The sequence below is a fragment of the Lederbergia sp. B243.17 genome, from assembly GCF_057657925.1.
Window position 1 is genome coordinate 51,286 of the sequence record NZ_JBWBKF010000082.1, and the last position, 23,273, is coordinate 74,558.

Annotated in this window: 26 protein-coding genes and 1 other annotated feature (1 of these 27 running past the window's edge); of the genes, 5 read left to right on the top strand and 21 right to left on the bottom strand. The window is 48.2% G+C overall.

The annotated features are described in order from the left end of the window. Nucleotides 1-119, top strand: a binding site (T-box leader); it begins 80 nt to the left of the window's first position. Nucleotides 120-181: 62 nt separating this feature from the next. Then, nucleotides 182-1,552: a Na+/H+ antiporter NhaC gene (nhaC, locus tag AC0TWI_RS15825; RefSeq protein WP_488127303.1), complete on the top strand. Its 1,371-nt coding sequence runs from the start codon at nucleotides 182-184 to the stop codon at nucleotides 1,550-1,552. A gap of 46 nt (nucleotides 1,553-1,598) precedes the next feature. On the opposite strand, the gene hisIE is transcribed toward nhaC, so the two are convergent. The 20 genes from hisIE to AC0TWI_RS15925 all read right to left on the bottom strand — a co-directional run bounded on the left by hisIE (nucleotide 1,599) and on the right by AC0TWI_RS15925 (nucleotide 17,621). Beyond that, nucleotides 1,599-2,240 (bottom strand): bifunctional phosphoribosyl-AMP cyclohydrolase/phosphoribosyl-ATP diphosphatase HisIE, encoded by a 642-nt coding sequence (gene hisIE / locus AC0TWI_RS15830; protein WP_488127304.1) that lies wholly within the window; start codon nucleotides 2,238-2,240, stop codon nucleotides 1,599-1,601. Further along, nucleotides 2,230-2,988, bottom strand: a complete 759-nt coding sequence (hisF, locus tag AC0TWI_RS15835; RefSeq protein WP_488127305.1) for an imidazole glycerol phosphate synthase subunit HisF — start codon at nucleotides 2,986-2,988, stop codon at nucleotides 2,230-2,232. Before hisF ends, hisIE begins: the two co-directional genes overlap by 11 nt. After that, nucleotides 2,985-3,689 carry a 1-(5-phosphoribosyl)-5-[(5-phosphoribosylamino)methylideneamino]imidazole-4-carboxamide isomerase gene (hisA, locus tag AC0TWI_RS15840; RefSeq protein ID WP_488127306.1) on the bottom strand — a complete coding sequence of 235 codons (705 nt, stop codon included), beginning with the start codon at nucleotides 3,687-3,689 and terminating at the stop codon, nucleotides 2,985-2,987. The genes hisF and hisA overlap by 4 nt, the downstream gene beginning before the upstream one ends. Nucleotides 3,690-3,723: 34 nt before the next feature. After that, complete coding sequence (hisB, locus tag AC0TWI_RS15845) at nucleotides 3,724-4,311, bottom strand: imidazoleglycerol-phosphate dehydratase HisB (protein ID WP_488127307.1); 588 nt, start codon at nucleotides 4,309-4,311, stop codon at nucleotides 3,724-3,726. 390 nt (nucleotides 4,312-4,701) lie between these two features. Beyond that, complete coding sequence (locus tag AC0TWI_RS15850) at nucleotides 4,702-5,724, bottom strand: copper amine oxidase N-terminal domain-containing protein (protein WP_488127308.1); 1,023 nt, start codon at nucleotides 5,722-5,724, stop codon at nucleotides 4,702-4,704. Between the two features lie 64 nt (nucleotides 5,725-5,788). Continuing rightward, nucleotides 5,789-6,082 (bottom strand): hypothetical protein, encoded by a 294-nt coding sequence (locus AC0TWI_RS15855; protein WP_488127309.1) that lies wholly within the window; start codon nucleotides 6,080-6,082, stop codon nucleotides 5,789-5,791. A 33-nt stretch (nucleotides 6,083-6,115) separates the two neighbouring features. After that, nucleotides 6,116-6,394: a DUF3221 domain-containing protein gene (locus AC0TWI_RS15860; protein WP_488127310.1), complete on the bottom strand. Its 279-nt coding sequence runs from the start codon at nucleotides 6,392-6,394 to the stop codon at nucleotides 6,116-6,118. Nucleotides 6,395-6,560: 166 nt separating this feature from the next. After that, a complete protein-coding gene (locus AC0TWI_RS15865; protein WP_488127311.1) occupies nucleotides 6,561-6,845 on the bottom strand; it encodes a hypothetical protein in 285 nt (94 codons plus the stop codon). Nucleotides 6,846-6,994: 149 nt separating this feature from the next. Beyond that, complete coding sequence (locus AC0TWI_RS15870; RefSeq protein ID WP_488127312.1) at nucleotides 6,995-7,306, bottom strand: hypothetical protein; 312 nt, start codon at nucleotides 7,304-7,306, stop codon at nucleotides 6,995-6,997. A 142-nt stretch (nucleotides 7,307-7,448) separates the two neighbouring features. Next, complete coding sequence (locus AC0TWI_RS15875; protein WP_488127313.1) at nucleotides 7,449-8,531, bottom strand: pyridoxal phosphate-dependent aminotransferase; 1,083 nt, start codon at nucleotides 8,529-8,531, stop codon at nucleotides 7,449-7,451. Next, nucleotides 8,528-9,811: a histidinol dehydrogenase gene (gene hisD, locus AC0TWI_RS15880; protein WP_488127314.1), complete on the bottom strand. Its 1,284-nt coding sequence runs from the start codon at nucleotides 9,809-9,811 to the stop codon at nucleotides 8,528-8,530. Before hisD ends, AC0TWI_RS15875 begins: the two co-directional genes overlap by 4 nt. Then, complete coding sequence (hisG, locus tag AC0TWI_RS15885) at nucleotides 9,808-10,428, bottom strand: ATP phosphoribosyltransferase (RefSeq protein WP_488127315.1); 621 nt, start codon at nucleotides 10,426-10,428, stop codon at nucleotides 9,808-9,810. The genes hisD and hisG overlap by 4 nt, the downstream gene beginning before the upstream one ends. After that, complete coding sequence (locus AC0TWI_RS15890; RefSeq protein ID WP_488127316.1) at nucleotides 10,425-11,549, bottom strand: ATP phosphoribosyltransferase regulatory subunit; 1,125 nt, start codon at nucleotides 11,547-11,549, stop codon at nucleotides 10,425-10,427. Before AC0TWI_RS15890 ends, hisG begins: the two co-directional genes overlap by 4 nt. 189 nt (nucleotides 11,550-11,738) lie before the next feature. Then, nucleotides 11,739-12,695 carry an ABC transporter permease gene (locus tag AC0TWI_RS15895; RefSeq protein WP_488127317.1) on the bottom strand — a complete coding sequence of 319 codons (957 nt, stop codon included), beginning with the start codon at nucleotides 12,693-12,695 and terminating at the stop codon, nucleotides 11,739-11,741. Then, the gene (locus AC0TWI_RS15900; RefSeq protein WP_488127318.1) at nucleotides 12,688-13,605 is read right to left on the bottom strand and encodes an ABC transporter ATP-binding protein; all 918 of its coding nucleotides are present in this window, start codon (nucleotides 13,603-13,605) and stop codon (nucleotides 12,688-12,690) included. Before AC0TWI_RS15900 ends, AC0TWI_RS15895 begins: the two co-directional genes overlap by 8 nt. Next, entirely contained in the window at nucleotides 13,602-14,312 is a 711-nt protein-coding gene (locus AC0TWI_RS15905; RefSeq protein ID WP_488127319.1) for an ABC transporter ATP-binding protein, read from the bottom strand. The genes AC0TWI_RS15900 and AC0TWI_RS15905 overlap by 4 nt, the downstream gene beginning before the upstream one ends. Then, on the bottom strand, nucleotides 14,299-14,682 hold the full coding sequence (locus AC0TWI_RS15910; RefSeq protein WP_488127320.1) for a GntR family transcriptional regulator: 384 nt from the start codon (nucleotides 14,680-14,682) through the stop codon (nucleotides 14,299-14,301). The genes AC0TWI_RS15905 and AC0TWI_RS15910 overlap by 14 nt, the downstream gene beginning before the upstream one ends. A gap of 3 nt (nucleotides 14,683-14,685) precedes the next feature. Continuing rightward, a complete protein-coding gene (locus tag AC0TWI_RS15915) occupies nucleotides 14,686-15,453 on the bottom strand; it encodes a hypothetical protein (protein ID WP_488127321.1) in 768 nt (255 codons plus the stop codon). A 587-nt stretch (nucleotides 15,454-16,040) separates the two neighbouring features. After that, complete coding sequence (locus tag AC0TWI_RS15920) at nucleotides 16,041-16,628, bottom strand: DNA-3-methyladenine glycosylase (protein WP_488127322.1); 588 nt, start codon at nucleotides 16,626-16,628, stop codon at nucleotides 16,041-16,043. A 30-nt stretch (nucleotides 16,629-16,658) separates the two neighbouring features. Continuing rightward, nucleotides 16,659-17,621, bottom strand: a complete 963-nt coding sequence (locus AC0TWI_RS15925) for an alpha/beta hydrolase (RefSeq protein ID WP_488127323.1) — start codon at nucleotides 17,619-17,621, stop codon at nucleotides 16,659-16,661. Nucleotides 17,622-17,873: 252 nt separating this feature from the next. On the opposite strand from AC0TWI_RS15925, the gene AC0TWI_RS15930 reads away from it, so the two are divergent. From AC0TWI_RS15930 to AC0TWI_RS15945, 4 genes are all read left to right on the top strand, one after another. Then, on the top strand, nucleotides 17,874-19,175 hold the full coding sequence (locus AC0TWI_RS15930) for a homoserine dehydrogenase (RefSeq protein WP_488127324.1): 1,302 nt from the start codon (nucleotides 17,874-17,876) through the stop codon (nucleotides 19,173-19,175). Continuing rightward, nucleotides 19,172-20,233: a threonine synthase gene (gene thrC / locus AC0TWI_RS15935; protein ID WP_488127325.1), complete on the top strand. Its 1,062-nt coding sequence runs from the start codon at nucleotides 19,172-19,174 to the stop codon at nucleotides 20,231-20,233. Before AC0TWI_RS15930 ends, thrC begins: the two co-directional genes overlap by 4 nt. After that, nucleotides 20,230-21,123 carry a homoserine kinase gene (gene thrB / locus AC0TWI_RS15940; RefSeq protein ID WP_488127326.1) on the top strand — a complete coding sequence of 298 codons (894 nt, stop codon included), beginning with the start codon at nucleotides 20,230-20,232 and terminating at the stop codon, nucleotides 21,121-21,123. Before thrC ends, thrB begins: the two co-directional genes overlap by 4 nt. An 88-nt stretch (nucleotides 21,124-21,211) precedes the next feature. Beyond that, nucleotides 21,212-22,375 carry an iron-containing alcohol dehydrogenase gene (locus AC0TWI_RS15945; RefSeq protein WP_488127327.1) on the top strand — a complete coding sequence of 388 codons (1,164 nt, stop codon included), beginning with the start codon at nucleotides 21,212-21,214 and terminating at the stop codon, nucleotides 22,373-22,375. A gap of 69 nt (nucleotides 22,376-22,444) precedes the next feature. On the opposite strand, the gene AC0TWI_RS15950 is transcribed toward AC0TWI_RS15945, so the two are convergent. Next, nucleotides 22,445-23,200, bottom strand: coding sequence for a FixH family protein (locus tag AC0TWI_RS15950; RefSeq protein WP_488127328.1), 756 nt, complete (start codon nucleotides 23,198-23,200; stop codon nucleotides 22,445-22,447). Nucleotides 23,201-23,273 lie beyond the last annotated feature (73 nt).

The window sequence follows — 23,273 nt, forward strand, 5'->3', positions numbered from 1 at the left end:
GGTGAACGGTGAATTACAGGCAGTGAGCTGACAAGGTCCGGCTATTGGCCGTTATTCAAATCGAGTGGGCAGCTTTAGGCTGCTAACGAGGGTGGTACCGCGGAGCTTCCGTCCCTTTTGGGATGGGGGCTTTTTTGTGTTTCTCTCGCGCTTAATACATTTGCAACCTGGGGGTACAACAATGAAAAAACAAATTTCACCTTTTTTGGCGATCATCCCGATTGTTGCCTTGATCGCCTCAGCTGCAAGTTCCATCTTTATCTGGGATGCAGGAATGCACATCCCGCTTCTGATTGGTGTAAGTATCGCTTCCATCACGGCGATCATCTCAGGATGGTCTTGGGAAGAAGTGCAAAAAATGATGGTCAGCGGAGTTTCTCGGGCATTGCCGGCAATTTTCATTCTGCTTGTGATCGGCATCATCATCGGCACATGGATTGCGAGCGGGGTCATTCCTTCCATGATTTATTACGGCTTTTCGATTATGCGGCCATCGTTTTTTGTTCCGGCTGTTGCCATCATTACCGGTATTGTTTCGATTACACTCGGAACGTCCTTTACGTCGATTGCGACTGTCGGCCTTGCCTTCATGGTCATCGGCGAAGGGCTTGGTTTTCCGCCCGGCCTTATCGCTGGGGCAGTCATCTCGGGAGCTTATTTCGGGGACAAGCTGTCTCCGCTTTCCGATACAACAAATATTGCGGCCGCGATGGCGGAGACGGATTTATTCAGCCATGTAAAGCATATGCTCTGGGATACGATTCCCGCCTTTTTGCTCGCGATCGGTTTGTATGCCTATTTTGGCAGCACCTCAGGAGCAGGAGCAACGGATACAGAAGCGATTGAAACAATCATGAACGGGCTTCAACATTCCTTCCTGATCCACCCGCTCCTGCTGCTTATGCCGATATTAACAATTGTCATGATGGCCAAGCGGCTCCCCGCTCTGCCGACATTGCTGGGTGTCGCTTTGCTTGGCGGCCTGCTCGCCGTATTTGTGCAGGGTGAGTCGATCACCGCCATGGTACAGACGATGACGAATGGGTATGTGAGCAATTCAGGCGTTGAAGCGGTCGATTCGCTTCTGAACCGCGGTGGCATTCTGTCGATGTTAAGCACGATCACAATCCTGATGATCGCCACTGCACTAGGGGGAATTTTAGAAGAAACGGGCGCTTTCAAGGTCCTTCTCCAAAAAATCATCGACCGTGTCCGTTCAACCGGTTCCCTGATTACGACTACGATTGCATCCACATTCGTCGTGGCGTTTGCGAGCGGCGAGCAGTTCCTATCGATCATCCTCCCCGCCCGGACTTTTGTGAGCACTTATCAGCGGATGGGAATCGATACGAAAAACCTGTCCCGTGCGGTAGAAGCAGCCGGGACCGTCGGCATCAATCTTGTGCCTTGGAGCATCAATGCCGTGTTTGCCGCAGGCGTCCTCGGCGTCAGCGCACATGAATTTATTCCTTATGCATTCTTCGCCTTCCTTGTGCCATTATTTAATATTTTGTATGGGTATACGGGATGGACGATTGCAAAAACGAAATAAAACACGCAGCGGGAGGACATGTACAAATGTCCTCCCGCTGCGCATTTTACCAGTTTTTAATTTCCTTCCGCTCTTCCTTCTGATTGCATTTTTTTGCAGAGCGGCGCTTCAGTTCCTCTTCAACCTTTTCAAGCGGAACTCCTTGGTCGGCAAGGAGGACGAAGGCATGGTAGAAGAGATCGGCACATTCATTGATGATTTCATTCTCGTCTTTGTTTTTGGCGGCGATGACGACTTCGCCCGCTTCCTCGATCAGTTTTTTTGCGATTTTGTCTGTGCCTTTTTCAAATAAGTAATGGGTGTATGAACCTTCGGCGGGTGCTGTTTTCCGTTCGCTGATTTCTTCCATCAGGCTCCGGTAGATGGAGCCGCCGGAAGGTTCGCCGTGCAGGTTGTTGTAAAAACAGGAACGCTCCCCCGTGTGGCATGCGGGACCGAGCGGGTCGACTTCGATCAACAACGCATCCCCATCGCAGTCGAGGCGGATGCTTACGATCTTCTGCTTATTTCCGGACGTTGCCCCCTTGTTCCAATACTCTTCACGCGAACGGGAATAGAACCATGTTTCTCCTGTTTCGATTGTTTTTTCTAATGCGGTCTCGTCCATGTAGGCAAGCATGAGGACTTCGCCTGTGCTTGCATCCGTTACAGTCGCCGGGATGAGACCCTTGCTGAAATCAGGCTTCAAGAAAACTCACTCCCCGGTTTTTACAGACTTCCTTTACTTCTCCGACCGTAAACATTTTATTGTGGAAAATCGAAGCCGCCAATGCAGAAGCTGCACCTGTTTCATTCAGGACCTCAGCGATATGCTCCGCATTCCCGCATCCGCCTGAAGCGATGACCGGAATATGGACCGCATCTGCGACCGCTTTTGTCAATTCCAGATCATAGCCGTCACGCACTCCGTCTTTGTCCACACTTGTCAGCAAAATCGAGCCGGCACCAAGCGTCTCTGTTTGCTTTGCCCATGATATTGCTTCGATATTGGCATCCTGCAGGCCGCCACGGACCATGACATGCCATTCATCCCCGACTTTCTTGGCATCGATGGCCGCAACAATTTTTCCTGAGCCGAATTCCTCAGCTGCCTCTTTGATCAGCAGCGGTTCTTTGACAGCAGCCGAATTGATGCCGACTTTATCCGCGCCTGCCTCAAGAACACGGTAGATATCCTCAATTGAACCGATTCCGCCTCCCACCGTCAGCGGAACTGAAATCACTTTTTTTACATTTTTAATCAGATCTGTGAATGTTTTGCGACCTTCGGTTGTTGCCGTGATGTCGAGCAAGACAAGTTCATCTGCTCCGCCTTCCGAATATTCCTTTGCAAGCTCGATTGGGTCTCCCATTTCACGGATGCCTTCAAAATGAACGCCTTTCACTACTTTTCCGTCTTTAATATCAAGGCATGGAATAATTTTCTTTGCTGTCATCGTGAACCCACTCCCAGTTGTATTTTTCCTTCATACATCGCTTTACCCACAATCGCCTCTTCAATACCAAGCTCGGCAATCTTACCGAGATCTTCATGATTGCGGATACCGCCTGAAGCAACGATCGAGCAGCCGACCGCTTCATGGATTTTCTGCAGTTGTTCCAGATTCGGTCCTTGCATCGTCCCGTCTTTTGAAATGTCGGTGAATACGATTCGTTTTACGCCCAGGCTTTCCATCTTCTTGGCGAACTCGATATAGTCCACCTCTGTTTCAGTCAGCCATCCCTGTGTCGCCACTTTTCCGTTCTTCGCATCAATTCCAATGACGATATGATCGGCGTATTGGTCAAGCGCCTCTTTCAGCATCTCTTCATCATCCAAGGCAGCCGTACCAAGTACCACCCTTGCGACTCCCGCTTCCACATAAGCACGGATCGTCTCAAGCGTGCGGATGCCGCCTCCCACCTGGATTGGTACGGTTGACAGGCCGCTAAGCTTGGAAATCAGCTCGATCTGTTCGGGTTTTCCCGAGCGGGCTCCGTCCAAGTCGACAATATGCACAATTTCCGCTCCGTCGCGGATAAACCTGTGCAGCTGCGTCTCCGGGTCTTCTCCTACCCGTTCTGTTTGGGCAAAATCCCCTTGATACAATCTGACACATTTCCCATCAATCAAATCCATTGCCGGCAAAATCCTCACAGCCCTCATCCTCTCCTTATGCGTTTATGTAACGTTACTCCAGCATCCCCTTCGTGGAAATGACACCCTTGATTGTAGGGTCAATTCGGACTGCTTCCGCCATCGCACGGCCGAGCGCTTTGAAAAGCGCTTCAATCATATGATGGGTGTTTTCTCCGTACAAGACCCGGGCATGCAGTGTCAATCCCGCCTGGAAGGCAAAAGCCCGGAAAAATTCTTTCACAAGCTCGGTGTCGAAGTTCCCGAGTGACGGATTGCTGAACTCCCCTTCAAAATGGAGGAAAGGACGGCCGCTAATATCAACCGCCACCAACGCCAATGCTTCGTCCATCGGCACATAGGAAGAACCATAGCGGACAATCCCCGCCTTATCACCAAGCGCTTCTTTCAACGCTTTCCCAAGCACAATTCCTGTATCCTCAACCGTATGATGGCTGTCGATATGAAGATCGCCCTCCGTTTTGACCGAAAGCCCGATTCGCCCATGACGGGCAAAGGCGGTCAGCATATGGTCGAAAAAGCCGACTCCCGTCTCAATCTCCACCACTGCCGGATCATCAAGCCGGCACTCCAGTTCAATCTTTGTTTCCGCGGTTTCCCGCTGATTTGCTGCAGTACGCATTTTCGCTCTCTCCATTCTTTTTGCTTTATTACATTATCACTCTACCACACTAAAGTATTTTGAAAGTTCTTTAATACTATCATACATTAAAAATGTCCGTCAACTGCTATTGCAGTTCATTTTCGTTATTTATCTCTCAAGCAATGAAAAAGAACAGAAAAAGCGGGCATGACTGGGATGGAAGCTCAGTACATGCCCGCTTTTTTTAATAGTTTCTATCTTTTTTCAATTCACTTACTCGCGCCCCCACGCGAAAACCTGAAATAAAAAAACTCTACACAATTTTCAAACACTATAACACTAGGAATATTCCTATTTTCCCTTCAGAGTAATCGTCTTAGATGAGCTGTCCCAATCAGTTTTAATCGATAAACTTTCCGCTATAAAGCGCTACGGAATCACAACTCTTCCATTCACGATTTTTACAGGAGCATCAATGGTTACCGGCTTTCCGTTCACGTTTGCCTTTTTTTCTCCCACGGTACTGGAAATGACAACGCCGTCCTTTTGAATGGTTGCCTTCTTAGACCGTTCATCCCATGAAGAGGTTGCACCGAATAAGAAGGCAATCCCTCTGAGAGGAACCATCGTTCTCCCATTTTCAATGTATGGGGATGCATCAAATTCAATCTCTTTTCCATTATGTTTAATTTTTATGTCGGCCTTCTTATTTGCCTTGGAAAAATAGTATTGGATGCTCGTCTCATCGGGAGATTTCATCAGCAGTCCTTTATTGTTGCCACGACGATTAAAGATCCAATTGTTCCCTAGCTGGTCTTTGTAGCTTTGTTCAATAGATCCCCAATTACCTTTTACTGTTTGGCTTTGTAGCACTGAACCTTTTGAAAGAGTGATCTGTTGTAATTCATCCCCACCAGGAGGTTGGTTTGGAAGGATAGGGAAAAACGGTTGAACCAAAAAATTTAGGGTTCCATCAGCGTTTTCCTTCACTTTATAAATCGTTCCCACCTTAGTGCCATTTATCGTTCTATTATCAGATAGATTGATTAAAGGGGTATCGAAGTGGAATAAAACTCCGGCAGCTGCCCATAGTTTTCCGCCGGCACTAACAATGTATCCAGTATCAAGCTTATCTTCTTGGATATGAAGTAAGGAGAGTAAGTTCGCGATTATTTCTTCATTATTTTGTGTGACTAACCCAATATTACCGCCCTTATCCAAATAGTAAACTTGCCTCTCATGCTCGGCAAAATCTATTACATTTTGGTTTTGTATTTTATACAGTTCTGTTTGTTCTCCATTCCACCTCTTGATGATCCCGCCTTCATGTTCTAGCCAAAGAATACTGTCTGCTCCATATTTTGCGTTTGAACGAGCTGGATAATCCTCAGTAGAGATTTCGTTGCTTCCAATTTTCACTGCTCTTTTGCGGTCTTTTCCCCATAAATCCATCCACAGAACCCCGTTGTTTCCGGCCTTCATAGATTTTATTTCAAAACCTTTTAAGCTCGCTGTATCATATAACACTAATCACCTTTGAAACGGTGAAATTAGCTTTGTTAACGTATAATACAGAAAACCCTTTACTTGTCGATTCATCCGCCAGTAAAAAATAATAGTAATTATCGTCCTCCTCCATTTCAGCAACAATCATCTTATCCGGATCGACCGATCCTAATTTTGCCCGATTTCCGCTATTCATCAATTGCAGCATATTCATGTTTAATGTAGCTGCAGAAGCGGCGTTCGGAACTATTGACGAAATGAGCAAAATAAAGAGAACGAACACTGGTATCATTTTGAATTTCATTTGGGCTGTCCTTTCGGGATGTTGATCATTTATTTATTTAGGTCTCATCCTTACCTTTTCAGCAGCAGCTTGAGGCGGCAATGATTCTTTGAGACTGCCGTTATACCATACGATTACTTGCTGTCCGACCTGAAAATTTTCAGATGACGACTTTTTTATTCTGAAAAGAATCTGGTCTCCTTGCACATCTTCAACCAATATTTGTTTGTCAGCTGGTATCACTTCTATAATGGAACCCTCAAATGAAATGGAGGCAGAACAGCCAATAATGAGAATGCAAAGCACCGGCAACATAAAGATGGATTTTTTCATCCGATTTCACCTTCACCAAGTTTTTTAAAAATGATAGATCACGTCTCCCTTTCATACACATTGACGTTATTAGCATACTTAGAGTTTTGATTTCATAAAAATTATCTTTTGTTGCTGGCCTATTGCTCCTTTTAAGTCCAAAACTTTCTACAGTGTCCCTTTGGAATTATGGCAACTCAGGCTGTGTCCCAGATACAAACTCGTCAATCAGCCACTCGTTCTTTTGCTTTTTCAAAAATTGCCTGTCTACCGTGCTCCTGTTTCCAGATGATTTAGCAGCTATGACCGTGACAAGTACTTCCTTTGTTTTGACATTGACATCATTTACAGCGGCGATTTGATGCTCCTTGATATTCCCTGCCCAATGACGATCATTTATGAACAACTGTGCTGTGTTAGGATAGACATGAAGATAATATTGTCGGTATACCGCTGCTGCACTCCATTCCATTTTGCTTGAAACAGTTCGATGAAAAACTTTAGCTCAGCCATCTCTTTCCTCTCCAAAAATCTTCTCACCAGTATACACGTCACCCAACGGAATAAAGTTCTTACTTCGTGCAGAAAACAGGCGTGCAAAGAAGAAGCAAAAAAAGAAAGCTAAAACAGCTGAATTAAAACTTTAATTAAACCCACGATTATTGCTAAAGCAAACATACTTAGTAATATGATCGACAAAACCCTCCCTGATTTCGCAAACAGGTGCTGTTTAAACCGTTTGCCTAACGTAACTGCTATCAAAAGCAACACGACCGTAACAACAGCCACAATACTATTCAGTTTAATGTACTCTAGTACATGTTCTCCTGCTGACTTTTTACCAACGGATAAGTATGAAAATAAAAAACCCGCTGCAAATAAAAGCAGTGAAAAGCTTCCCCAGCCTAAAGTTTTATTCTCAGAGTTATCCAAAGTCCCACTCCTTTTTCTTATTGATTTGCTCAGCCCTGACAACTTCTCTTATTATTAAGGACGCTATCGATCAAATGAAGGTTTCTTTTTAAACAAAAAAACAGGCATGCCTCAGGATAACTCCCAAGCACGCCTGTCTCCTTTAACTATTCTGCGCTTCAAAACTTCGTATTTCCACGTTTTCTTTCCATTCCGTCAATGCCTTTTTCAACAGTTCATGCTCTTCCTTAGACCCGGGGGAAATGCGGATGGCTCCCATTTCTTCAAACAGGCGGATTTTTATTCCTTTTTCGTAAAGGAACTCGAATAGCCCCTTAGCCGGAGGCAGCTTGATCAAGAAGAAATTGGCGCTGCTCGGGTAAATGACCGCGCCGTCGATATCGGACAAATACTCCTGGACGATCTCCTCCAGTTCGGCAACCTGTTCAAACTGGTGAAGCAGGAACTGATCGAGCACGAGCGGCTGTTCCAGAAGCTGCCGCCCGATTTCAGCAGAGACGGTGTTCACGTTGTATGGCGGTTTGATGCAGCTGATGCCGTCGATGATGCTGTCATTCGCAATCAGGAAACCGAGCCGGAGTGCAGCCATGCCGAGTGCCTTGGAGGCGGTCCTCAGGATGATCACATTCTCATAATCCAGTACCTTTCCTTCAAAAGCCGAATCTCCGGCGAAGTCCATATACGCTTCATCAAGGATGACAATGCCGCCATGACCGGCCATCCCGCTGATCAGTCGCTCCAACTCTTCCGGAGGGTACAGCATGCCTGTCGGATTATTCGGGTTGGAAAGGAACAGCAGCTTCGGGCTGCCATTCAAGATCGCATTCTCCAGCTCAGCCATCGGCAAAGTGAAATCCTCTTGCAATTGAACTTTTATAACCTCTGCTCCCATGATCACCGCGTTCTTTTCGTACATGGAAAAGTCAGGCTCCAGCACGATCACACGGTCTTTTGGATCGAGAGCCCATTGGCAAATAAGCGAAATCAATTCATCAGATCCGTTTCCCGGAAGGATGTTTTTAGCCGGAAATCCCGAGAAAGCGCTGAACGCCTCAATGAGCTTTTCGGAACTTTCGGCAGGATAGCGATTGATCAGCGTCTTTTCCAGCTGCGAAAAGTCTACGGATGACAGGACGCTCCTAAACGCTTCGTTATTATCGAGCCGGATCATATGTCCCTCCGGCTTCACTTTATATGGCTTCATTGCCGATAATGATGTTCTCATCTTCGCACCCTCACTTTCACAGCTTTCGCATGTCCTTGCAGGCCCTCGGCGTTTGCAATGTTCTCAATATGTGGAGCGGCATGCTCTAAAGCCAGTTCCGAGTAATAGAGATACGTCGTTTTTTTGATAAAATCATCGACAGACAAGCCGGAAGAAAAGCGCGCAGTTCCGCCTGTTGGCAGTACATGGTTCGGACCGGCAAAATAATCCCCCGCCGCTTCTGGTGTGTGGCTGCCGATAAAGACGGAGCCGGCATTTTTTACATGGCGCAGCTGATCGTAGGCATTCGCAGTCTGGATTTCCAAATGCTCCGGTGCGAGCGCATTGGCGAGCTCAAACGCCTCTTGCAAGGAAGCGGCGTAAACGGCAGCACTTTCCCTTTCAAGCGAAACTCGGGCGATGTCTTTCCGCGGGAGCTCCTCACACTGCTTCGCCACTTCATCTGCCACATCAAGGATCAGTTGGCTGCTCGTTGAAAACAGGAAAGTCCTCGCCTTTTCATCATGCTCCGCCTGTGCCAGCAGATCAGCGGCGATATAGGCAGGGTTTGCCGTTTCGTCAGCGATGATGGCCACTTCAGACGGGCCTGCGACCATATCGATCCCGACATCTCCGAACACGAGCGATTTGGCAGCTGCCACATAAGCATTGCCAGGACCGACAATTTTATCGACAGACGGAATTGTCTCGGTTCCGTATGCAAGTGCTGCTATTGCCTGGCTTCCCCCGGCCTTCATTACTGTTGTGACGCCGGCAATGTCCGCTGCAACGAGAAGAAGAGGCTGAATTTCCCCTTCCTTGTCAGCTGGTGTGACCATGATAATGTTCTCAACCCCAGCCAAAACAGCCGGAATCGCATTCATTAAAACAGTCGACGGATACGTCGCTTTTCCGCCAGGCACATAGATGCCGACCTTTTCCAGGGGTCGAAACAGCTGTCCGGAAATGATCTCCCCATTCATGTCCATCACTCTTGATGTCTGCAGCTGTTTTGCGTGAAAACGACGAATGTTTTCGGCAGCCAATCGGAGCGATTCGATTAAATTCTCCGGCACCTGTTTCCATGCCGCTTCCCGCTCTTCTGCTGTCACTTCCCAACGCTCCGGGGCAAAGCCATCGAATTTTTCTGCGTATTCCCGGACGGCCTCGTCTCCCCGGCTGCGGATGTTATCCAGCACTTCTTTCACTGTATCTAGGATTTCCGCGTCAAATGCGGCTTTCTTCGTCTTTTTATCAATGTAGGCAGATCGGAACTCTTCTACCGTAAACTGACGGATCATCGGATCGCCTCCCCGACGCGGAATGAATCGATGATCGGTGTCAGAACATCTTTTTTCAGCTTGAGCGAATTCCGGTTCGCGATGCACCGTGCCGTCAAGGTGAACATTTCCTCTTTGACGACAAGCCCGTTTTCCTTGAGCGTATTCCCTGTCTCGACAATATCGACAATATCATCGGCAAGCCCAAGCAGAGGCGCCAGTTCGACGGACCCTTCAAGTTTAACAATATCCACCGATTTTCCCTGTTCACGGAAATATCGAGTCGTAATGTTTGGATATTTCGTCGCAATCCTTTGCTTGCGTTGCTCATCACCGGTCCCAGGCTCCCCTGCAACGGCAAAGCGGCATTTCCCGAACGGCAGCGGCAAAAGATCGAATACATCCGGCTGAACTTCAAGCATGATATCCTCACCGATGATGCCAAGATCTGCGATGCCATACTCGACATATGTCGCAACGTCAGGACCTTTCGCAAAGATGGCAAAAAAATCGTCCGTTTCTACCTGCAGCTTTCTTCCTTTGTCCACAAGCGGAGACACGTCATAGCCGCGTTCCCGCAAAAATTCGGTAAACTGCTTTTCCAGCCTGCCTTTTGTCAGTACGATCATCGGTTTCATCGGGACACCACCTTATACTTGCCATTCTCTTCCTTCACTTCGTACACCTCATCATAGCTGGATGTCTCCATGCCGCGGAACAGGACATCAACAACGTCATTCCCAAATTCGGAACGGGCATTTTCTGCAAAAGAAAGTGAACCTTCCTCAGCCATCAGGCAAATCCGTTTCCGCTTTTCATCCTTTTTCGCCTGGCCGGCCAGCACTTCAACATCAAAAGCGAGACCGACAGCTGAAACCTTTTTCCCGTATTGTTGATACAGCTGGTCATAACGGCCGCCTGAAAAGCAGATTTCCCCTGTCTCATTTAAGAATCCGCGAAACATCATTCCTGAGTAGTACGGAAGGTTTTTCACCCTGCCGAGATCAACAAGGACATCGCCGGCCCCTGAATCTTTCAGGACGGAGTGAAGCCTTTTCACTTCGGCTAGGCTTTTGAGAATCTCCTTTTCGCCCTGCCAGCGCTGTTCGTACTCCTCGATCATATCTGCTGAACCGAATGCCTGAACGAGCGCAGCCAGCTCTTTCGCCGTTCCTTCATCGCCATGCCGCTTTGCGATTTGATACACCTCGTCCTGGCGCTTATCATGCATCGCCTGGCGCAGTCGACCCGCTTGCTCGTCAGTCAGCTTCAGACGCGAAGCAAGAATTTCAAAGATTTCCGTATGTCCGAGTTCAATCGTAAAGGCAGGGATTCCTAGCTTTTGCAGAAGCTCAGCGGCGAGAAAAAGACACTCGCTCTCCCCTAAAATCTCAGGATAGTGGATCAATTCCACACCCGCCTGATGATCCTCCACGCCTGGCCGGCTTCTTTTGAAAATCGAGCCCTGGTAGGCCCATTTCTGCGGCTTTGCTTCCTGATTGGCAAGCGCTCTCGCAATTGCTACCGTCCAATCCGGCCGCAGTACCTCGATCTCGCCTTCCTCGTTGAACCATTTCAACATGTCCTGCAATTTCATTCCCACATGTTCATTTGTAAATGTATCCGCAAATTCCACTACCGGAGTGGACAGATCCCGAAACCCCCGGCCTGCGGCAAGCCCGCTGAATACTTCATTGACAAAATACCGCCGGCTGACCGAAACCCCGGTCTCATCCCTGCTTCCTGCCGGTAAAAACATATCATCGCCACCCTTTACTTTACTACATTATCACTCTACCACACTAAAGTATTTTCTTAAAATTTCTATTACTTTACCATAGAAAGAAAAAGGAAGTCAACCTGTTTAAGCATGGAATGTAAAAAGGACGGACCAAGAACCAGTGAACACTGATTTCTATGGACCGCCCTTTTTGGGGTGTCTCTTTTATTATCCGGCTATATCCCGTTTCGAAAAGACAAGGAATGCCATTGTCTGAAAGATGGCAAAGTAAAGCAGCAGCATAACGATAGAGAACGTCATCGTCATTCCTTCGACAAGCGGCATTCCGTCGAAGTATTGAATCAGGTTCGTGTTGGCAAACAGGCTGTATTTCGCCCAATCGAACTTTCCTGCAAGCAGATTCGTTACCGTGTCGCCCATGAGCAGCAGGAAGATCGAGATGCCGATCGCAAGCCCGCTGTTGCGGAATACGGCAGAAATCATGAAGGCCATTGCCGTCAGCATAAATGCGCTTAAACTACTAAAAATATATACCTTCATCAGGTAAAGCAATTGGCTCTGTTCGACAACCTCTCCGTTAACAAACGCAAGATGAATGCGGCTTGCTTCTTCTCCTGTTCCGAACAGAATAAAGCCGAGCGCAAGCGAACTGGCGAAGAGGATGACCAGCACTAATGCTAAAAACAAGTTGACCGTAATGTATTTAGCTAATAGAACTTTCCAGCGCCTGTATGGTTTCGTCAGAAGCACCTTTATGGTCCCCCATGAAAATTCATTAGCGACAATCCCGGCTGCTACAATAATAACTAAGAGGCCGGCAAAAGAGATTAGAGTTGAAGAATCTTGCAGAAACGACCAGCCGCTGTATTCTGTTTTAGGAGCAAGATCGTGCTTGATGCGATACTCGTTGATGGCAATGGTCCTTTCTGTATGCTCTTTAAGGGATGGAGCAGCATATCCGGCTCCCTTCAAGTTTTCTTCTAAGGAACGGTTCACATTCTCCAGCTCAGTTTTCCAATTGGCCGAGGGCTCTACCATTATCGTCTCCACGTATTTCGAAATGCCGGCAAAACCGATGATGACGACGAACAAAAGCCCGAGCATTGCCCATGTCCCTTTTTGCCGGAAGATTTTCACCCATTCATTCAGAACTAAATTACGCATGCTTCTTCACCTCTGCTCCGTTCGTAATTTCAAGGAAGCGGTCTTCCAATGATTTGTTAACCCGTTTGAATTCTGTCAGCCTCGCTCCGTTTTGCACCAGATCGATCACGAAGTCAGGAACAGCGGCTTTATCCAGTGTCACTTCGATAGAGCCTTTCACTTTTTCTGCTGCGAGTCCTTTATTGTTCAGATAGGTAAGGACCGCCTGATCGTTTTCCGCCTGGATCGCATATACGCTTTGATCTTCCGATTCTGTTTTGACCATTTGGACGTCGACAAGCCGGCCCTTTTGCAAAATGGCGATCCGGTCACACATCATTTCCATTTCAGATAATAAATGGCTTGATACAATGATTGCCATGCCTCGTTCCTTCGCCAGTGTCCGCAAATAATCGCGGATTTCCCGGATCCCGGCCGGGTCGAGCCCATTCGTCGGCTCATCCAAAATCAAGACTTTCGGGTCATGGAGAAGGCTTTGGGCGATCCCGAGCCGCTGCCTCATCCCTAGCGAATAAGTTTTCACTTTATCGTGAATCCTCTCCTCAAGGCCAACCAATTCAATTACCTCATTGATTTTAGCCTTTGTCACTTTCTTATGAAGCCGTGCTGCCTGCTGCAGGTTTTCGTAACCGCTCAAAAACTTATACATTTCCGGATTCTCGACAATCGCGCCGATTTGCTCCATCGATTGTTCAAATTCCTTCTCGACATCGTTTCCGCAGACTGTGATTTTTCCAGAACTGATGCCAATGAGTCCTGCAATCATCCGGATTGTTGTCGTCTTTCCGGCTCCGTTCGGTCCGAGAAATCCGAACACTTCCCCTTCCTGAACCGAGAAACTGAGATCATCAATGATTTTTCTCTTGCCAATCACTTTTGACACATTTGTTAGTTCGACGATCGATTTCATGCTTTGTCACTTCCTTTTTCATAAAGAGTTTCTTTGAACCATTTCAATACAGATTGACCGTTTCTTTCACGCAGCTCCTCGACATTTTCTCGTCCTAAAATCGTCCCGCCAGCAATCACGATCACTTCATCCAGGATCGGTTCGATTTCGTCGATTTCATGGGTGGCAATGATGACAGTCTGTGTTTCAAAGTCAATATAGGTGAGAAGACTTTTGATGATCGAATCCCTGACCATCGGATCAAGACCAGAGAACGGTTCGTCCAGTAAAATGACCGGGGCCTCCCTTGCCAGCGTGATGACGAGCTTCAGCCTGCCGCGGTTCCCTTTTGAAAGCTGCCGCAGTTTTTTTTCTCTTGGAAGCTGCATATCCGCCAAAATCTGTTCCGCCTTTGTCCGGTTGAAATCCCCGAATTGCGACGCATAAAAATCAACCATTCCGGCAACCGTTAAATAATCGTAGAACATATCCAGCTCTGTCAGATAGGCGACTTGCTCGCATGTCCTCCTTGTAGCCGCTTTGCCCTTCACTTCCACCGTCCCGCTGCTTGGATAAACAAGACCGGTGATCATTTTCAGCGTTGTCGATTTTCCGCTTCCATTTGGACCGAGAAGCCCATATATTTTCCCAGGCTCGAATTGGATATTGATCCCATTCAGAGCCGTATCTTTTCCGTATTTTTTCGTTACATTTTTAAGCTCGATCATCGGTCGTGCCCTCCTTCAGATAAGCTTCCAGCCCTTCCACCATCTGGCTGTGTGTGTATCCGATTTCTTCCATACTTTTCACAAACTGACCGATAATCTCCGTCTGCATCCGATTCTTCAATTCGATGACAATCGCACCCTCTTCGACAACAAATGTTCCTTGGCCCCTTTTCGTTTCCACGACTCCCATCCTCTCCATTTCTCCATATGTTCTTTGGATTGTATTCGGGTTCACCCCTGATTGAATCGCCATTTCACGGACAGACGGCAGCTTCTCGCCGGGCAGGATATCTCCGCGGACGATCTTTTGAAAAATCTGCTCGGCGATTTGTATATAAATCGGCTTCGTTGCTTCGAAATCTTTCGTCATGGATTACACCTCAACTTTCTTGTCAAGCATCCAGCCCGCCAAGAAGAAAATGACTGCAGTGAACAGCACATAATAGAGCAATGGGATAATCGGAATATTCAGGGCTGTATATGTGATTTCCCAACCATGGCCTTGCATGTAATGCATTTTCGGAGAAATGTCCAGGCTGGCAGACAGGTTTCCTTTATCCACCCTATATTTCAAAAAGGTCTCAAACGAATTATAGAGAATGATGAGCAGTCCGATCAGCAAAATACGATATCGCCTGATTGCCGGATACGCACCCATCGAGTGGTAAAGTGTCCAAAGAAAAAAAACGATGACAGAAAGATAAAAAGCAGTAGCAAATAGTCCGGCATGAAGCACCATCCCTTGGAAAAGCGGCAGGGCGTTCTTACTGATAAACCCGCTTGATTGCATATGGGCAGTAGCTAAAACGGTATACAAAGCGACCAGTACTTGGGAACAGAGCTGCATGATTGAAATGGAACAAAGCTTGCTAAGCGCCAATTTCCAGCTGCTCTGCGGATTGTACAGCCAAAGCTGCGTCTTCCCCTCCAGTCGGAGCAAGGTGATCATCAAGATCGGCATAAAAATAAATTGAGTTGAAATGAACATGGCGGTAAACGGAACCAGCGATGTCACGTCTCCCAGCGTCTCTGCGATCACCCAGCTCGCAATCATTCCAAGTACATGGACAGCCATCCAGACGATAAATAAGAACTTGACGAGAGCCAAATCCTTTTTCAGCAATCCAGCAAAAGCGTTCATAAAGAGAACCTCCAGTATCTTCTTGTATTAGTGTGTTATTTAGATAGTACACTAGTACTCAAATACATGTCAATGCATTTTTGAAAAAAAGAGAAACATGAGTGGGGTTTTTTGGTGGCTCGATTGTTGGGGATGAGTTTTTTGTGATTGATAGGAGTGGGAACTAGGTAGCCGGTCATGTCGGGAACGCCTATGTAACCGACGCGATATTTCGGGCACATTGGAGACTTCTATGTGACCGACGCGTCGGGGTGGGCGGGCCCTCGGGCACATTGGGACCTTCTACGTGACCCTCGCAACGGTGCAAGCGGGCCCTCGGGCACTTTGAGGACTCCTATGTGACCCTCGCGTCGGTGCTGGCAATCCTTTGGGCGCATCGAGAACTTCTATGTGACCCTCGCGTCGGTGTGGGCACTCCCTCGGGCACATTGAAACCTTCTATGTGACCCTCGCGACGACATGAGCATTCCCTCGAGCACATTGAAACACCCTACTCACCGATTGAGACACGCCCTCTGTCACTCCGCCTCCGCAGCAAACAAAAAGAAGGCGCGATGAATGTTTCATCGCGCCTTCTTACTTCACAATCACTTAGAGACGAACCGGTTGCCTTTTTCCCAGTATCGGTAGGGGTATGCCTGTGCCTCTCCCGACCCGCCGATTCCAATCCTCGTTCCAACCGCAACCTCAGCTGGAGCCTCCCCCTCTGCAATAAATAGCGGCCGCTCGTAGAATTTTCGCCCGTAGTCCTCCATCGTGATTCCCAGTGCTTTTGTAAGCTTTCCGGGTCCGCTTGTCAGGTTTTGCAGCTTATCGACCGGGCGGCGGGCAAGCATTCCTTCGATTCCTTCCACTGGCTCGACTGCCCGGATGAGGACCGCTTCAGGCGTACCTTCCTCATTGCTGACGACGTTGACGAGGCAATGAGTGTGCATCACATACGTATACACAAGGCCCGGTTCCCCGAACATGACCTCTGTCCGTTTGGTGCGTCGGTTGCCAAAGCTGTGGGCAGCCCGGTCCTTCGCTCCCAAATATGCCTCTGTCTCGACAATCCTTCCGGCTGCCAGACCTTCCTCCGTTTCTTTCACGAGGAGGCAGCCGAGCAAGGACTGCGCCAGTTCCAGTGTTGGCTGGTGGAAAAATTCCCTTTTCACCGGCTGAAGTTCTTTCATGCTCGCCCCCTCCAATCCGTCATCTCTTGATTAGTTTTCCCCCAATGCCTTGCGGAAAAACGCATCAACCTTTTCAATGTATTCCTCTGAATTTTGTTCGTATGATTTTACGTGGCCTTCTCCTTCTGTCAGCCACAGTGAAAATTGATCGGGATATTTGCTTGCCATCAGTTCGCTTTCCGTATAAGGAATCGCGTCGTCTCCTTTATTATGAATAAAGAGGACCGGCCTCGTTGCCACTTTATCGAGGACGCTGACAGGGCTCGCTTCTTTGACATCCAGATCGGCCATGATTGGAATGATCGTCATAATAAGAGGCGTGAAAGGAAAATTCGGCAAATTTGTCCATACTGGCATGTTTTCCTTTAAGTAATCATTAAGGTCGCTGAACGGACTGTCCGCAACGACTGCTGTGACATCCTCTGTTTCCGCGGCAGCGAGAAGTGAAGTTGCTGCTCCCATTGATACGCCCAGAAGGCTGATCGGCTCGTCGTAATGTTCCTTTGTCCAATCGACTGCGCCTAATAGATCCCATTTTTCTTTTGCACCGATTGTCGTCATTTCGCCGCCCGATTCACCTGAATAGCGGAAGTCAAACATGATGACCCGGTAGCCGCGATCCAATAATTCACTCGACATCGGCAAAAATGGAATATTGTCCTGGTAACGATTTCCGCGGTAGCCATGCGCGAGCACGATGTTCATTTTCGCTGGTTCTTTCGGTTCGAGCACCCACCCGGCCAATTTTGTTTCTCCATCTCTGCTCAAAAAAGTAATGTCCTCAAACGGAAGATTGTAATCCGCTGGCGAAGCCTCAATCGGCTTTTTGGCTGGCTTTGTTAAATTGGTACCGACATATACGGAAATGGCAATGCAAGCCGCAACAGCTAATAGCAAAACGGAAAGTACCGTAATAATGGCTATTTTTTTCTTGTTTCTTTTTCGCGGCCCGATGTGGGGAGTTCCCCCCGTCGTTCTCACTCTTTGTTCCATTGTATCCCCCTAATTTTTAAAATTTTTTCAAGTTGATGATGTACAATTTTTCTGATATGTTTGTAATCGCAATCATCCACATGAACTCTTATAATCCTATTCTTTCTCCGTCGGCTTTTTCCCTGCTTTTTGCTTGAAGAAGCTCTATGAGAGGCAGAAAAATGGAAAAACATCCCTTGACTTTTACTTCTTTTCTGTCTACTATATAAAAACAAATGTATCTTACAGAAAGACATACGAGGTGAGGAGAATATGAAAAATTATGTATCGATCGGATTGCTCGGCTTAGGAACAGTCGGCTCCGGCGTTGTGAAACTTATCCAGAATCATCAAGAGGAACTCGTTCACCAGGTCGGCTGTGACGTGAAGGTGAAAAGAATTTTGGTTCGTGATGCGGAGAAGAACCGGTCAGTGGAATTCGACCAGGAGCTCCTCACCACTTCGGCAAGCGACGTTTTAGAAGATCCGGAGATTGATATTGTAGTAGAGGTAATGGGCGGGATTGAAGAAGCCCGTGAACATATAACGAAAGCACTGGAAGCAAAAAAACATGTGGTGACTGCAAATAAAGATTTGATTGCCCTCCATGGACCTGAACTGCAGAAGGCCGCCGTCCAAAACGGCTGCGACTTGTTTTATGAAGCGAGCGTCGCCGGCGGAATCCCAATCCTGCGCGGGCTGGCAGACGGGCTTGTGTCCGACCGGATCCATAAGCTGATGGGGATCGTTAACGGGACGACGAACTACATTTTGACAAAGATGGACGAAGAAGGCTGGTCCTATGAGGAAGCATTGAAAAAGGCACAGGAACTAGGTTTTGCGGAAAGCGATCCGACAGCCGATGTTGAAGGACTCGACGCCGCAAGAAAAATGGCGATCCTCGCCCGTCTGGCATTCTCTACAAATGTTGACCTTGACGACGTGGAAGTGAGCGGGATCAGCGGGATTGCCGTGGAAGATCTTCATTACGGACAGAAGCTCGGTTACACGATGAAACTGATCGGGCTTGCCAATCTTGCCGGCCAAAAGCTGGAAGTGAGCGTTGAGCCGACATTCCTTGCTACAAGCCATCCCCTTGCAGGCGTGAAAAACGAGTATAACGCCATCTATGTAAACGGTGAGGCCGTAGGGGAAACAATGTTTTACGGACCAGGTGCCGGCAGTCTGCCGACAGCGACAGCCGTCATGTCAGACGTCGTAGCCGTCATCAAAAACATGCGTCTTGGTGTGACAGGAAAAAGTGTTGTCGCTCCAAGATTCGAAAGTGAATTGAAGAAGGCTGATCAGCGCTTTGGAAAATTCTACTACCGTCTGCATTTGAAAGACCAGGTCGGAGCGTTCTCTCAGATCACTTCCCTGTTCAATGAGCTCGACATCTCCTTTGAGAAAATTTTGCAGACACCTCTCAGCAAAGATGAACTGGCAGAGATTATCATTGTCACTCACAAGATTTCACTTGATCGTTTTGAAAAAGCTTTGATGGAACTGCGCGATTTGCCAGTCGTCAAAGAAGTAATCAGTCACTATCGCGTAGAAGGGAATGGAGCCAAATGAACTGGCCGGGACTGCTAGCACACTACAAAGACTATTTACCAATTAATGAGAATACACCCGAGCTGACGCTGCAGGAAGGCAATACGCCGCTCGTCCACCTCGTCAATTTGTCGAAAAAACTGGGGATTGAACTCTATGCGAAAATTGAGGGCGCCAATCCGACTGGCTCCTTTAAAGACCGCGGTATGGTCATGGCGGTTGCCAAGGCGGTCGAGTCCCGAAGCAAGTCGATCATCTGTGCCTCGACCGGAAATACGTCGGCTGCGGCTGCCGCCTATGCGGCCCGTGCTGGCATCCGCGCCATCATCGTCATTCCTAAGGGAAAAGTCGCACTTGGCAAACTTGCTCAGGCGATGATGTACGGTGCGGAAATCGTAGAAATTGACGGCAACTTTGATGAAGCACTCAATATGGTGCGCACAATCAGCGAAACCTCGGCAGTAACGCTCGTAAACTCTGTGAATCCCTACAGACTTGAAGGTCAAAAAACTGCCGCGTTCGAGATTTGTGACCAGCTTGGAAATGCACCTGACATCCTTGCCATCCCTGTCGGCAATGCCGGCAATATCAGTGCCTATTGGAAAGGCTTTAAGGAATACGACGAGGCGAAAAAGACAGGCCTGCCGAAAATGTTCGGTTTTGAAGCGGAAGGAGCTGCGGCAATCGTGCAAGGGGCACCGATTGCAGCTCCGGAAACAGTGGCAACAGCAATCCGGATCGGAAACCCGGCGAGCTGGAACCTGGCAACAGCAGCAAGAGATGAATCCGGCGGTACGATTGAATCAGTCTCCGATCCGGAAATTCTTGAAGCCTTTAAACTGCTTGCCAGCACAGAAGGAATTTTTGCTGAGCCGGCTTCTTGCGCCTCTATCGCTGGCGTGCTTCAGCAGCTGAACAGCGGCGCCATTGAAAAAGGAAGCAAAGTTGTCGCCGTCCTGACCGGAAACGGCTTGAAAGATCCACAGACGGCCATATCAGAGATTAATATTGAAACGGTCTCCCTGCCAAATGATGAGAAAACCGTTTTGGACTATATTGAAGGTGTGGTCGCGCGATGAGTGATTTCTCCATCCGCGTCCCGGCAAGTACAGCGAATCTTGGCCCTGGCTTCGACTCAGCTGGAATCGCCCTTGCCCGTTATGTGACGCTTCATGCAGAGCGTGCGGACGCATGGTCATTTGTCCACCGTTCCGTTCATCTGCCCGAAGCGGACGGTTATGAACACCATTTGATCTACCAGTCTGCCAAGCAGGCTGCTGATACATACAGCACGGAGTTACCGCCTTGCCGCGTCATTGTAGAAAGCGAAATCCCTCTTGCCCGTGGGCTTGGAAGCAGTGCTTCAGCTGTTGTCGCTGGGATTGAGCTTGCCAATGAGCTGTGCAGGCTTTCTCTTTCCCAAAAGGAGAAGCTTGCCCTTGCCGTCTCCTGTGAAGGCCATCCGGACAATGTCGCTCCGGCACTTTATGGGGGCCTCGTCATTTCGGCGCAGCTTCCAGGCGGAGAAACGGAATGTATCCGCTGGAATGAAAAACTTCCTGAACTCGTCATCTGCATACCTGATTTCGAATTAAAGACTGAGGATGCTCGCAGGGTGCTTCCCGAACATTTTTTGCGGAAAGAGGCTGCATCTGCCAGTGCGATCGGCAATGTGATGATTGCAGCGCTCTTGACCGGCGATTATGAAAGTGCGGGCCGGATGATGGAAGCAGATCTTTTCCATGAGCCGTATCGTTCCCGTCTCATTCCTCAATACGAAGAGATAAGGGAGAAAGCAAAATCAGCCGGTGCGTTCGGAACCGTGATCAGCGGTGCCGGCCCAACGATGATCTCCTTCGTGCCTCCTGGAAAAGGGGAAGAGATAGCCAGGAAACTTGCGTCTGATTTTCCCGCCCATACAGTCGAAGCGATCGGTGTTGACCTGGAAGGTGCACAACGATTTACATGACAGATATTGGCGGATCGCTTAGCGGTCCGTCTTTTTTGCAATCTCCCCTTTCTTCCACGATAATGACAATGAAGGAGGCTGATCTATCATGAACAATTTTACATTCTGGAACCCGACAAAGCTGATTTTCGGAAAAGGCCAGGTGGCCGAGCTGAAAAATGAAGTACCGAAATACGGTAAGAAAGTACTTCTCGTCTATGGCGGCGGCAGCATCAAAAAGAATGGCCTGTATGACGACGTGAAGCGCGAGCTCGCGGAAATTGGCGCAGACGTTCATGAACTATCCGGCGTTGAGCCGAATCCCCGTCTCTCCACTGTCCGCAAAGGTGTGGAAATCTGCAAAAGAGAAGGAATTGATTTTCTCCTCGCTGTCGGCGGCGGCAGTGTCATCGACTGCACAAAAGCGATTGCAGCCGGTGCAAAATATACTGGCGACGCATGGGATCTTGTGACGAAGAAGGCCTTTGCCAGTGAGGCATTGCCGTTCGGCACGATTCTCACATTGGCCGCGACCGGATCAGAAATGAATTCAGGTTCCGTCATTACAAACTGGGAAACAAATGAAAAATATGGCTGGGGCAGTCCCGCAGTTTTTCCGAAGTTTTCAATACTCGATCCGCAGAACACAGTGAGTGTTCCAAAGGATCAGACGATATACGGGATCGTCGACATGATGTCCCATGTGTTTGAGCATTACTTCCATTTGACCGAAAATACACAGCTCCAGGACAGGATGTGTGAATCCGTCCTGCAGACCGTGATGGAAACGGCTCCGAAACTGTTGGCGGATTTGGAAAGCTATGAACATCGCGCAACCATCCTGTATTGCGGAACGATGGCGTTGAACGGCATTCTCAATATGGGTTATCAGGGTGACTGGGCAACCCACAATATCGAGCATGCGGTATCAGCTGTGCATGATATACCGCACGGCGGCGGCCTCGCCATTCTCTTCCCGAACTGGATGAAGCATGTAGCAGCCGAAAAACCGGCCCGTTTCCACCAGCTTGCCGTTCGTGTATTCGACGTTGATCCGACCGGCAAAGAGGATGAAGAAATCGCACTCGAGGCGATTGCGAAGCTGCGCGAATTCTGGAACAGCATCGGTGCCCCATCTTCTTTGGCTGATTACGGCATAGACCGCTCAAGCATTCCGCTTATGACAGAGAGAGCGATGGCCAACGGACCATTCGGCAAGTTCGCCACGCTTGAGGCGGATGATGTAACCGCCATTTACGAAAACTCACTTTGATTTTTCTTTAGAAAAAACAACACCCCGGGTGTGCAGATCAAACTGCTCGCATTCCGGGGTGTTGTCATTTTACTTTACTGTGACGGCATGTTCTTCATGTTCGTGAAGACCTTCATCGTTTTCTACATGGATCCGTACTGTATGCTCCCCTGTCTCAGGAAAATCATAGCTCGCGGAATATTCACCGGCTTTCGTTTCAGAAGCATCAATCCATTCATGCTTGTCCGGGTTTGCCTCATTCCAGATTTCAAAGCGGACGTCAGCCTTTTCAAGCGGTGCTTCCTTGTTCTGCAAGTGAACGACCATATCCGTTTTCGTTCCTGCTTTGATGTCCTCCGGTTTCATGAAATGCATGGAAACTTCTGTGCTATGAGCATGCTCCTCCTGCTCTCCATGTTCAGTTCCACTTTCTTCAACCGGAGCGGTTGCCTCTCCGACAGCGATCGTCTTTTTCGGCATATTGTGCTGGCCGCGTGCTGTCACATGGACCTGGACAGTATAGATGCCATCCTGATTGAAGCTTTTTTCTAGTTCATACGTTCCGTTTTTCTTGTTCTCCGCCTTGATCATTTCACTTTCGTCTTTCTTTCCTTCTGCCCATATCTCAAATTCTACTTCATCGGCATCTTTGACCTTTTCATTGCCCTGTGTGACTGTTGCTGCAAAGACGACCTTTTCTCCCGGATCTGCCTTTTCAGGAACAGTCAAATCGACCGCAAGAATTTCCGGTATCTCATCTGCGGGTGCATTTTCATTTTTGCCTCCGCATGCCGCCAATACCGCCACGATACATGCGATCATTAGTCCAAACCCTAACTTCTTCAATTCAGTTCTCCTCCAACCTATATAATAAATACATTTCGTACACTTCTGCATCATAGCAGTGTCTATTATCCAC